This is a genomic window from Streptomyces sp. SolWspMP-5a-2, assembly GCF_900091845.1.
GTDB lineage: Bacteria > Actinomycetota > Actinomycetes > Streptomycetales > Streptomycetaceae > Streptomyces > Streptomyces doudnae.
This window is the reverse complement of the sequence record NZ_FMCI01000157.1, coordinates 78809-90850: the sequence shown is the minus strand read 5'-3', so window position 1 is coordinate 90850 and position 12042 is coordinate 78809. Positions and strand designations below refer to the sequence as shown.

The window sequence follows — 12042 nt, the reverse complement described above, 5'->3', positions numbered from 1 at the left end:
CCGGGGCCGCGCTGGTGTGGATCCCGAGGCGGGCCGGGGAGCGCGGTGCCGTCGAGGCGGGTGCGCTGCCCTCGCTGCTGCCCGGCGGACGCCCGGCCACCGACCCGCGCGCGCGGGAGGAGGTCGCCGCGGTCTGGGGCGTCGCCGAACTCCCGCACCGCTACGGCCGCGACACCGACCAGATCGTGGAGGCCGCCGCGCGCGGTGAACTCCAGGCGCTGGTGGTCGCCGGGGTGGAGGTCGCCGACCTGCCCGACCCGGCACGCGCGCGTGAGGCGCTCCGGGAGGCCGGTTTCGTCGTCTCGCTCGAACTGCGGCCCAGCGAGGTCACCGAGCGCGCCTCCGTCGTCCTGCCGGTGGCCGCGGTCGCCGAGAAGGCCGGCACCTTCCTCAACTGGGAGGGCCGGGTCCGCTTCTTCGAGGCCGCGCTCAAGCCCGACCAGATGACCCGCACCCTCGCGCCGACCGACGCGCGGGTGCTGCAGATGCTGGCCGACGCCATGGACGTCCACCTCGGACTGCCCGACCTGCGCACCGTGCGGGCCGAACTCGACCGGCTCGGCGGCTGGGACGGGACCCGCTCCGCCGCACCGCGCGAGACGGCCGTCCCGCTGCCCAGGCCCGCCGCCGGTGAGGCCGTCCTCGCCGGGCACCGGCTGCTCCTGGACCGCGGTCTGCTGCAGCGCGGCGACGAGGCGCTGGCCGGTACCCGGCATCCCGCACGCGCGCGTGTGTCGGCCGCCACGGCCGCCGAGTCCGGTGTCGCCGACGGCGACCTGCTCGCCGTGAGCGGACCGGCGGGCTCCGTCGAACTCCCGCTCCAGATCACCGAGATGCCCGACCGGGTGGTCTGGCTCCCGCTGAACTCCGTGGGCGCCGGTGTCGCCTCCGACACGGGGGCGCTGCCCGGCGCCCTCGTCCGCATCGGCCCGGCGACGTCCGTCGGCGAGGCCCCCGAGGAGGTGGAGGCATGAGCCCGTTCCTCGCCGCTGAAGACCTCTCGATGTTCGGCCGCGACCCCTGGTGGCTGGTCGTCGTCAAGGCCGTCTTCTGCTTCGCGTTCCTGATGGTGACCGTGCTGTTCTCCATCGTCTGGGAGCGCAAGGTCGTCGCCTGGATGCAGCTGCGCATCGGCCCCAACCGGCACGGCCCCTGGGGCATGCTCCAGTCGCTCGCCGACGGCATCAAACTGATGCTCAAGGAAGACGTCGTCGTCAAGCGCGCCGACAAGGTGATCTACGTCCTGGCGCCCGTCGTCGCGGCGATCCCCGCCTTCATGGCGATCGCGGTGATCCCCTTCGGACCCGCGGGCAACGAGATCTCGGTCTTCGGCCACCGCACCCCGATGCAGCTGACCGACCTGCCGATCGCGATGCTGTTCATCCTCGCGGTCGCCTCGGTCGGCATCTACGGCATCGTGCTGGCCGGATGGAGCTCCGGATCGACGTACCCGCTCCTGGGCGGACTGCGCTCCTGCGCGCAGATGATCTCCTACGAGATCGCCATGGGCGCCGCGTTCGCCTCGGTCTTCCTCTACTCCGGCTCGATGTCCACCTCGACCATCGTCGAGCAGCAGCACGACCGCTGGTACATCTTCCTGCTGCCGGTCTCCTTCATCCTCTACATCGTCACCATGGTCGGCGAGACCAACCGCGCCCCCTTCGACATGCCGGAGTCCGAGGGCGACCTGGTCGGCGGCTTCAACACCGAGTACTCGTCCATCAAGTTCGCGATGTTCATGCTCGCCGAGTACGTCAACATGGTGACGGTTTCGGCCGTCGCGACCACCCTCTTCCTCGGCGGCTGGCGGGCCCCCTGGCCGATCAGCGGCTTCTGGGAGGGCGCCAACCACGGCTGGTGGCCGCTGCTCTGGTTCGTCGTCAAGGTGCAGCTGCTGCTGTTCTTCTTCATCTGGCTGCGCGGCACCCTTCCCCGGGTCCGCTACGACCAGCTGATGAAGCTCGGCTGGAAGGTCCTCATCCCGGTCTCGGTGGTCTGGCTGATGCTGGTCGCCACCGTGCGGGCGCTGCGGAACGAGAACTACGACTTCGCCGACATCGCCCTGTACATCGGGGGCGCGGTCCTGGCCCTGCTCCTGCTGTCCTTCGTCGCCGACCTGTTCCGCGAGAAGGCGCAGAGCGCCGAGCGGGCCGACGAGACACCCGCCGGGTTCGACCCGATGGCCGGCGGGTTCCCCGTGCCGCCGCTGCCCGGACAGTCCCTCCCGCCGGTGCCCAGGCGCTCCCCGCGCCGGGAGCGGGAGTTGATTGTCAGTGGCGGGCCGGATACTGCCAGTGACGGAAGCGCTGAGGGAAAGGAGGCGTCCGATGGCTGAGGAGCCCAAGGAGACCGAACCCGGTTTCATGAACCCCGTCGCCGGCTTCGGCGTGACCTTCAAGGCCATGTTCAAGAAGCGGCTGACCGAGCAGTACCCGGAGCAGCAGAAGACCACCGCTCCGAGGTTCCACGGACGGCACCAGCTCAACCGCCATCCCGACGGGCTGGAGAAGTGCGTCGGCTGCGAGCTGTGCGCCTGGGCCTGTCCCGCCGACGCCATCTACGTGGAGGGCGCCGACAACACGGACGAGGAGCGCTACTCCCCGGGCGAGCGGTACGGCCGCGTCTACCAGATCAACTACGCCCGCTGCATCCTGTGCGGCCTGTGCATCGAGGCGTGCCCCACCCGCGCGCTCACGATGACCAACGAGTTCGAGCTGGCCGACAGCAGCCGCGCCAACCTCATCTACACCAAGGAGCAGCTCCTCGCGGGCCTTGAGGACACCATGGTCGACACCCCGCACGCGATCTACCCGGGCACCGACGAACAGGACTACTACCGGGGCCTGGTGACCGAGGCCGCGCCCGGCACCGAGCGTCAGGTGGCCGTCTCCAAGGGCGAGAAGCCGGACGACCAGGAGGTGGACGCGTGAGCCCGCAGCTCGCCGCCTACACCACCTCCACCGGTGAGGCCGTCCAGTTCTGGATGCTCGGCACGGTCGCCGTGCTCGGCGCCCTGTGCACCGTCTTCATGCGCAGGGCCGTGCACAGCGCGCTCTGCCTCGCCGGGACGATGATCGTCCTGGCGATCTTCTACCTGGCCAACGGCGCCTACTTCCTGGGCATCGTGCAGGTCGTCGTCTACACCGGCGCCATCATGATGCTGTTCCTCTTCGTGGTGATGCTCGTCGGTGTCACCGCGGCGGACTCCCTGAAGGAGACCATCAAGGGCCAGCGCTGGCTGGCGCTGCTGTGCGGCGTCGGCTTCGGCGTCCTGCTGCTCGCCGGGATCGGCAACGCCTCCCTCACCGAGTTCGGCGGTCTCGCCCAGGCCAACGCCAACGGCAACGTGGAGGGCCTCGCCGCCCTCATCTTCACCAAGTACGTCTTCGCGTTCGAGATCACCGGCGCCCTGCTGATCACGGCCGCCGTCGGCGCCATGGTCCTCACCCACCGGGAGCGCACCGAGCGCGCCAAGACCCAGCGCGAGCTGGCCGCCGAGCGGGTCAGGGACGGCAGGCAGCTCCCGCCGCTGCCCGCGCCCGGCGTCTACGCCCGGCACAACGCCGTCGACATCGCCGGTCTGCTGCCCGACGGGACCCCGTCCGAGCTGACCGTCAGCCGGACGCTGCGCGAGCGCGGCCAGATCCGTGACGTGTCGAACGAGGCGCTGAACGATCTGCGCGCCCTGGAGCAGCGGTCCGAGGAGCGCCTTGAGCGCACCCCGGGCGAGCCGGCCGACCTCACCAGGCGGACCGAGGAGGCGTCGAAGTGAACCCGGTCAACTACCTGTACCTGGCGGCCCTGCTGTTCACGATCGGCGCCACCGGCGTGCTGATCCGGCGCAACGCCATCGTCGTGTTCATGTGCGTCGAGCTGATGCTGAACGCCTGCAACCTCGCGTTCGTCACCTTCTCCCGGATGCACGGAAACCTGGACGGCCAGATCATCGCGTTCTTCACGATGGTCGTCGCCGCCGCGGAGGTCGTCGTCGGGCTCGCGATCATCGTGTCGCTGTTCCGCTCCCGCCACTCGGCCTCGGTCGACGACGCCAGCCTGATGAAGCTCTGAGGGGTCGCTGAATCGTGGAGAACCTGATTGCGCTGCTGGTGGCGGCGCCCCTGCTCGGAGCTGTCGTCCTGCTGTGCGGCGGCCGCCGCCTGGACGCCGTCGGCCACTGGATCGGCACGCTGCTCGCGGCCGCTTCCTTCGTGATCGGCGCCGTCCTCTTCGCCGACCTGCTCGGCAAGGGCGCCGACGACCGCACCCTGTTGCAGCACCTGTTCACCTGGGTACCGGTCGAGGGGTTCCAGGCGGACGTCGCCTTCCGCCTCGACCAGTTGTCGATGACGTTCGTGCTGCTGATCACCGGCGTCGGCTCGCTCATCCACCTGTACTCGATCGGGTACATGGAGCACGACGAGCGCCGCCGCCGCTTCTTCGGCTATCTGAACCTGTTCCTCGCGGCGATGCTGATCCTGGTCCTCGCCGACAACTACCTTCTGCTGTACGTCGGTTGGGAGGGCGTCGGTCTCGCCTCCTACCTGCTGATCGGCTTCTGGCAGCACAAGCCGAGCGCCGCGACCGCCGCGAAGAAGGCCTTCCTGGTCAACCGCGTCGGCGACATGGGCCTGTCGATCGCCATCATGCTCATGTTCACGACGTTCGGGACGTTCGCCTTCGGCCCGGTGCTCTCCCACGCGGGGGACGCGAGCGAGGGCAAGCTCACCGCGATCGCGCTGATGCTGCTCCTGGCGGCCTGCGGCAAGTCCGCGCAGGTGCCGCTTCAGTCCTGGCTCGGGGACGCGATGGAGGGCCCGACCCCCGTCTCGGCCCTCATCCACGCCGCGACGATGGTCACCGCGGGCGTCTACCTCATCGTCCGCTCGGCGGCGATCTTCAACGGCGCCCCGGACGCCCAGCTCGTCGTCACCGTCGTCGGCGCCGTCACGCTGCTGTTCGGTGCGATCGTCGGTTGCGCGAAGGACGACATCAAGAAGGCGCTGGCCGGTTCGACGATGTCGCAGATCGGCTACATGGTGCTGGCCGCGGGCCTCGGCCCGATCGGCTACGTCTACGCGATCATGCACCTGGTGACGCACGGCTTCTTCAAGGCCGGGCTGTTCCTCGGCGCGGGCTCCGTCATGCACGGCATGAACGACGAGGTCGACATGCGCCGCTACGGCGGGCTGCGGAAGTACATGCCGGTCACCTTCGTCACCTTCGGCCTCGGCTACCTCGCCATCATCGGCTTCCCGGGTCTGTCCGGCTTCTTCTCCAAGGACAAGATCATCGAGGCGGCCTTCGCCAAGGGCGGCACCGAGGGCTGGATCCTCGGCGGCTGCGCCCTGCTGGGCGCCGCGATCACCGCGTACTACATGACGCGCGTGATGCTGATGACGTTCTTCGGCGAGAAGCGCTGGCAGCCCGACGAGCACGGCCACGAGCCGCACCCGCACGAGTCGCCCGCGTCGATGACGGTCCCGATGATCGTCCTCGCCTTCGGGTCGGTCTTCGCGGGCGCGGTCTTCAGCGTCGGCGACCGCTTCCTGAACTGGCTCGAACCGGTCACCGGGCACGCGCACGGGCACCCGCCGGTCAGCGCCCTCACCGTCACCCTGGCCACCATGGTGGTCCTGGTGATCGGGGTCGCCGTCGCCTGGGCCCAGTACGGGCGCCGCCCGGTCCCGGCCGTCGCCCCGCGCGGTTCGCTGCTCACCCGGGCCGCCCGCCGCGACCTGCTCCAGGACGACTTCAACCACGTGGTCCTGGTGCGCGGCGGCGAGCACCTCACGCGCTCCCTGGTCTACGTCGACCACACCCTGGTCGACGGCCTCGTCAACGGCACGGCGGCTTCGGTCGGCGGCCTCTCCGGGCGGCTGCGCAGGCTCCAGAACGGCTTCGCGCGCTCCTACGCGGTCTCCATGTTCGGCGGTGCGGCACTCCTCGTCGCCGCGACCCTGCTGATGAGGGCGGTCTGATACCGATGTCCTTTCCCCTGCTGACAGCGACGGCGGTGCTCCCGGCCCTCGGCGCGGTCGCCACCGCCGCCGTCCCGGCCGCGCGACGCACCGCCGCCAAGTGGCTGGCCCTGCTCGTGTCGCTGGGCACGCTCGCGCTGGCGGTCGTCGTCCTCGTCCGCTTCGAACCGGGCGGCGACCGCTACCAGCTCACCGAGTCCCACTCCTGGATCAAGGAGTTCGGGGTCAGGTACGAGCTGGGTGTGGACGGCATCGCGGTGGCCCTGATCGCGCTGACCGCCCTGCTGATCCCGTTCATCGTCCTGGCGGGCTGGCACGACGCCGACCCCGCCCCGGGCTCCGGGCTCCCCGCGCAGAAGGAGGGCGCCAAGGAGACCGGCCCCTACCACTGGCGGCCGACCCAGGGCTTCTTCGCGCTGATCCTGGCCGTCGAGGCGATGGTGATCATCTCCTTCGAGGCCACCGACGTCTTCCTCTTCTACATCTTCTTCGAAGCCATGCTGATCCCGATGTACTTCCTCATCGGCGGCTTCGGCGACCGGGCGCACGCGCACGGCGAGCAGGTCGCCTCGACCCAGCGCTCGTACGCGGCGGTCAAGTTCCTGCTCTACAACCTGGTCGGCGGCCTGATCATGCTGGCCGCGGTGATCGGCCTCTACGTGGTCGCGGGCAACTTCTCCCTCCAGGAGATCGCGCAGGCCCGCGCGGACGGTTCGCTGCACATGGCGACCAGCACGGAGCGCTGGCTCTTCCTCGGCTTCTTCTTCGCCTTCGCGGTGAAGGCGCCGCTGTGGCCGCTGCACACCTGGCTGCCCAACGCGATGGGGGAGGCCACCACCCCGGTCGCCGTCCTCATCACCGCGGTCGTCGACAAGGTCGGCACCTTCGCGATGCTCCGCTTCTGCCTCCAGCTCTTCCCGGAGGCGTCGAAGTGGGCGACGCCCGTGATCCTCGTCCTGTCGCTGATCAGCATCGTCTACGGGGCGCTGCTCGCGGTGGGCCAGCGGGACATCAAGCGGCTGGTGGCGTACGCGTCGATCTCGCACTTCGGCTTCATCATCATGGGCATCTTCGCGATGACCAGCCAGGGCCAGTCGGGCGCGACCCTCTACATGGTCAACCACGGCATCTCGACGGCCGCGCTGATGCTGGTCGCGGGCTTCCTGATCTCCCGGCGCGGCTCGCGGCTCATCGCGGACTACGGCGGGGTGCAGAAGGTCGCCCCGCTGCTGGCCGGGACCTTCCTGATCGGCGGCCTCGCGACCCTCTCGCTGCCCGGCCTCGCGCCGTTCGTGAGCGAGTTCCTGGTCCTGGTCGGCACCTTCGAGCGGTACCCGGTGATCGGCATCGTCGCCACCTTCGGCATCGTGCTCGCCGCGCTCTACACCCTCGTCCTCTACCAGCGGACGATGACGGGCCCGGTGAAGCCGGAGGTCTCGGCCATGCCCGACCTGCGGCCGCGCGAGCTGGCGGTCGTGGCACCGCTGGTGGTGCTGCTGATCTTCCTGGGCGTCTACCCGAAGCCCGTGACGGACATCGTCAACCCGGCGGTGCGGTCGACCCTGTCCGACGTACACAAGAAGGACCCCCAGCCCGAGGTGGAGGCGGCCAAGTGAGCGCATCAGCCGTCCACAGCCTGTGGACAACCGCGGCCGACCCGATCTCCAAGATCGAGGCGCCGAAGATCGAATACGGGCAGCTCTCGCCCATCCTGATCGTCCTGGGCGCGGCCCTGGTCGGCATCCTGGTCGAGGCGTTCGCCCCGCGCAGGGTCCGCTACCACGCCCAACTGCTCCTCTCCGCGGTCGCGCTGTGCGCCGCGTTCGCCGCGATCGTCGCCCTGGCGGCCGACGGCTACGGCACCACCAAGGCGCACATCGCCGCCATGGGCGCCCTCGCGGTCGACGGACCCGCCCTGTTCCTCCAGGGCACCATCCTGCTGGCCGGGCTCGTCGCCCTGTTCACCTTCGCCGAACGGCGCCTCGACCCCGACCCGCACGGCCACCGCACCGACTCCTTCGTCGCCCAGGCCGCCGCCGTGCCCGGCAGCGACAGCGAGAAGGCCGCCGTCCGCGCCGGGTTCACCACCACCGAGGTGTTCCCGCTGCTGCTCTTCGCGGTCGCCGGCATGCTGGTCTTCCCCGCGGCGAACGACCTGCTGACGCTGTTCATCGCGCTGGAGGTCTTCTCGCTGCCGCTGTACCTGATGTGCGCCCTGGCCCGCCGCAAGCGGCTCCTGTCCCAGGAGGCGGCCGTCAAGTACTTCCTGCTCGGCGCGTTCGCCTCGGCGTTCACCCTGTTCGGCATCGCCCTGCTCTACGGGTACGCGGGCTCCGTCTCGTACGCGACGATCGCGCGGGTCGTCGACGGCACCGTCACCACCGTCAACCCGGCGCTGGTCGACACCATGGGCAACGACGCGCTGCTCCTGATCGGCGCCGCGATGATCGTCATGGGGCTGCTGTTCAAGGTCGGCGCGGTGCCGTTCCACATGTGGACGCCCGACGTCTACCAGGGCGCCCCGACCCCGCTGACCGGCTTCATGGCGGCGGCGACGAAGGTGGCCGCGTTCGGCGCGCTGCTGCGTCTGCTGTACGTCGTGCTGCCGGGGCTGCGCTGGGACTGGCGGCCGGTCATGTGGGCCGTCGCGATCATCACGATGCTGGGCGGCGCGATCGTCGCGATCACCCAGACCGACGTCAAGCGGCTGCTGGCGTACTCCTCGATCGCGCACGCGGGCTTCATCCTCGCGGGCGTCATCGCGACCACCCCGGACGGCGTCTCCTCGGTCCTCTTCTACCTGGCCGCGTACTCCTTCGTGACGATCGGCGCCTTCGCCGTGGTCACGCTGGTGCGCGACGCGGGCGGCGAGGCCACCCACCTGTCCAAGTGGGCGGGGCTCGGCCGCAGGTCGCCCCTGGTGGCGGCGGTCTTCGCGGTGTTCCTGCTCGCCTTCGCCGGTATCCCGCTGACCTCCGGCTTCGCCGGGAAGTTCGCGGTGTTCAAGGCGGCGGCCGAGGGCGGGGCGGCCCCGCTGGTCGTGGTCGGTGTGATCTCCTCCGCGATCGCCGCCTTCTTCTACATCCGGGTGATCGTGCTGATGTTCTTCAGCGAGCCGAGGCAGGACGGCCCGACGGTCGCCGTGCCCTCGCTGCTGACGTCCACGGCGATCGGGGTCGGCGTGGCGGTGACGCTGGTCCTCGGTGTCGCGCCGCAGTACTTCCTGAACCTGGCCAACCAGGCGGGGATCTTCGTGCGCTGACCCGGCGGCTCCACCCGCGCGACACGGGCCCCGGTTCCCCTGGTGGGAGCCGGGGCCCGCGCACGTCGTCCGGGTCCGGCCTGTGGATAACCCGGGGGAGTGTCGGTGCGGGCCCCTATCGTGGAGGCAGTGGTCGAGGGACGACGTACGGGGCCGGAACGAGGGGTGCGACCAGCGCGATGGGTGTGACGGGCGGGATCAGCGAGATGCCAGGGGTGACGGAGGGCGGGGCGCTCTCCACGCTGCACCGGGTCTTCGGGTACGAGGCCTTCCGCGGCGAGCAGGAAGAGATCATCGAGCACGTCGTGGCCGGCGGGGACGCGGTCGTGCTCATGCCGACCGGCGGCGGCAAGTCGCTGTGCTACCAGATCCCGGCGCTGGTCAGGCCCGGTACGGGGATCGTGGTCTCGCCGCTCATCGCGCTCATGCAGGACCAGGTGGACGCGCTGCGGGCGCTCGGCGTGCGCGCCGGGTTCGTCAACTCCACGCAGGACTTCGACGAGCGCAGGACCGTCGAGGCCGAGTTCCTCGCCGGGGAGCTCGACCTGCTCTACCTGGCGCCGGAGCGGCTGCGCCTGGACTCCACGCTCGACCTGCTGTCCCGGGGCAGGATCTCCGTCTTCGCGATCGACGAGGCGCACTGCGTCTCCCAGTGGGGCCACGACTTCCGCCCGGACTACCTCTCCCTGTCCGTGCTCGGCGAGCGCTGGCCCGACGTGCCCCGCATCGCCCTCACCGCCACCGCCACCCGCGCCACCCACGAGGAGATCACCCAGCGCCTCGGCATGCCGCGGGCGCGGCACTTCGTCGCGAGCTTCGACCGGCCCAACATCCAGTACCGGATCGTGCCCAAGGCCGACCCGAAGAAGCAGCTCCTCGCCTTCCTCAAGGAGGAGCACGCGGGCGACGCGGGCATCGTCTACTGCCTCTCCCGCAACTCGGTCGAGAAGACCGCCGAGTTCCTCTCCCGCAACGGCGTCGAGGCGGTGCCCTACCACGCGGGCCTCGACGCGCGGGTGCGCGCGGCGAACCAGTCCCGGTTCCTGCGCGAGGAGGGCCTGGTCGTCGTCGCGACCATCGCCTTCGGCATGGGCATCGACAAGCCGGACGTCCGCTTCGTCGCCCACCTGGACCTGCCCAAGTCCGTCGAGGGCTACTACCAGGAGACCGGCCGCGCCGGGCGGGACGGGCTGCCGTCCACGGCCTGGATGGCGTACGGCCTCAACGACGTCATACAGCAGCGCAAGATGATCCAGTCGAGCGAGGGCGACGAGGCGTTCCGCCGCCGCGCCGCCTCCCACCTGGAGGCGATGCTCGCGCTGTGCGAGACCGCCGAGTGCCGGCGCGGCCAGCTCCTCGCCTACTTCGGCCAGGACGCCGACCGCGCGGGCTGCGGCAACTGCGACACCTGCCTCACCCCGCCCGAGACCTGGGACGGCACGGTCGCCGCGCAGAAGGCGCTGTCGACGGTGGTGCGGTTGCAGCGGGAGCGGGGACAGAAGTTCGGCGCGGTCCAGATCGTCGACATCCTGCTGGGGCGGCGCACCGCGAAGGTGATCCAGTTCGACCACGACCAGCTCTCCGTCTTCGGCATCGGCGAGGACCTCTCCGAGGGCGAGTGGCGCGGCGTGGTCCGGCAGTTGCTGGCGCAGGGGCTGCTCGCGGTGGAGGGCGACTACGGCACGCTGGTGCTGACCGAGGCCAGCGGCACGGTGCTGCGCCGCGAGCGGGACGTTCCGCTGCGCAAGGAGCCGAAGAAGCCCGCGACCGCCAGGGCGGGCTCGTCCTCCCGGGGCGAACGCAAGGCGAAGGCGGCCGCGGTGGAGCTGCCCGAGGCGCTCCAGCCCGCCTTCGAGGCACTGCGCGCCTGGCGGGCCGAACAGGCCCGTGAACAGGGCGTCCCGGCCTACGTCATCTTCCACGACGCGACCCTGCGCGAGATCGCCACGGTCTGGCCGACGTCGGTGGCCCAGCTCGGCGGCATCAGCGGCATCGGCGAGAAGAAGCTCGCGACGTACGGGGAGGGCGTGGTCGCCGTCCTGGCGGGCCTGGAGCCCCCCGGAGACGACCGAGGCGGCGGCGCCGACCGAGCCGCCGGGGGCGTCCGAGGCACCGGGGACGACGGGGCGGGCGCGGCCGGGTGCGGGCACCGGCGCGCGGTCGCGGCAGACGGCGCCCAAGAAGCCCGCGCCAGCTGCCACGCCAGGCCCCGACCCGGACGACTTCTGGGCAGGCCTCGACGAGGAGCCGCAGGCGGAGGACTGGGGGATAGGACGACCGGGAACGGGGGCGCACGGCGCGGCGCGTGAACGGAGGACGAGGCGGGCGGGGCGGGACGGGACGGGGCGGGGGAGCGCCTTGGCCCGCTGGGGGGACGGGAGTTGAGTCCCCTGTGCCCACCGGCGCTGGCGCACGGGAGTTGAACCCCTGTGCCCACCCGCGCTGCTGGACGGACGGGAGTTGAGCCCCCGTGTCCACCGGTGAGGGCGGACGGAAGTTGCCCCCCGTGTCCACCGGTGAGGGCGGGCGGACGCGAGTCGACGCCCCCCTGTGCCCACCCGCGTCGGCGGACGGACGGGAGTCGAGTCCCCGTGTCCATCGGCGCGGGCGCCGGCGCGGGTGCGCGGCCAAGTGCCCCGTCCCGCCGTCCCCGTCAACGTCGCGCACCGTCTCGCCCCCCTGCATTCATGTTCGTTCACCGCGGGGTTCGGACGGGTGCCTTCCTGCCGTGTGGCCGACAACCAGGTTAAATCCGGCGAACAGCCGGGAAACATAGCCCCTTTGCGGTGCCCGCCCTCTTGT

At 70.9% G+C, this 12042-nt stretch carries 9 protein-coding genes; all 9 read left to right on the top strand.

Annotated features, from left to right (window positions below; all coding sequences use genetic code 11):
- On the top strand, window positions 1-974 hold a 974-nt coding region (locus GA0115242_RS16510; RefSeq protein ID WP_161353165.1), incomplete at its 5' end, for a molybdopterin-dependent oxidoreductase.
- Entirely contained in the window at window positions 971-2335 is a 1365-nt protein-coding gene (nuoH, locus tag GA0115242_RS16505; protein ID WP_093829099.1) for an NADH-quinone oxidoreductase subunit NuoH, read from the top strand. The genes GA0115242_RS16510 and nuoH, both read left to right, overlap by 4 nt.
- The gene (nuoI, locus tag GA0115242_RS16500) at window positions 2328-2930 is read left to right on the top strand and encodes an NADH-quinone oxidoreductase subunit NuoI (RefSeq protein WP_093829097.1); all 603 of its coding nucleotides are present in this window, start codon (window positions 2328-2330) and stop codon (window positions 2928-2930) included. The genes nuoH and nuoI overlap by 8 nt, the downstream gene beginning before the upstream one ends.
- Window positions 2927-3772, top strand: coding sequence for an NADH-quinone oxidoreductase subunit J (locus tag GA0115242_RS16495; RefSeq protein ID WP_093829095.1), 846 nt, complete (start codon window positions 2927-2929; stop codon window positions 3770-3772). Before nuoI ends, GA0115242_RS16495 begins: the two co-directional genes overlap by 4 nt.
- Complete coding sequence (gene nuoK, locus GA0115242_RS16490; protein ID WP_093829093.1) at window positions 3769-4068, top strand: NADH-quinone oxidoreductase subunit NuoK; 300 nt, start codon at window positions 3769-3771, stop codon at window positions 4066-4068. Before GA0115242_RS16495 ends, nuoK begins: the two co-directional genes overlap by 4 nt.
- 14 nt (window positions 4069-4082) lie before the next feature.
- On the top strand, window positions 4083-5978 hold the full coding sequence (gene nuoL / locus GA0115242_RS16485; RefSeq protein WP_093829091.1) for an NADH-quinone oxidoreductase subunit L: 1896 nt from the start codon (window positions 4083-4085) through the stop codon (window positions 5976-5978).
- A 5-nt stretch (window positions 5979-5983) separates the two neighbouring features.
- Complete coding sequence (locus GA0115242_RS16480) at window positions 5984-7594, top strand: NADH-quinone oxidoreductase subunit M (RefSeq protein WP_093829089.1); 1611 nt, start codon at window positions 5984-5986, stop codon at window positions 7592-7594.
- Window positions 7591-9240 (top strand): NADH-quinone oxidoreductase subunit NuoN, encoded by a 1650-nt coding sequence (nuoN, locus tag GA0115242_RS16475; RefSeq protein WP_093829087.1) that lies wholly within the window; start codon window positions 7591-7593, stop codon window positions 9238-9240. The genes GA0115242_RS16480 and nuoN overlap by 4 nt, the downstream gene beginning before the upstream one ends.
- Before the next feature lie 206 nt (window positions 9241-9446).
- Window positions 9447-11549 (top strand): DNA helicase RecQ, encoded by a 2103-nt coding sequence (recQ, locus tag GA0115242_RS16470; protein ID WP_237549091.1) that lies wholly within the window; start codon window positions 9447-9449, stop codon window positions 11547-11549.
- The last annotated feature ends 493 nt before the right edge of the window (window positions 11550-12042 follow it).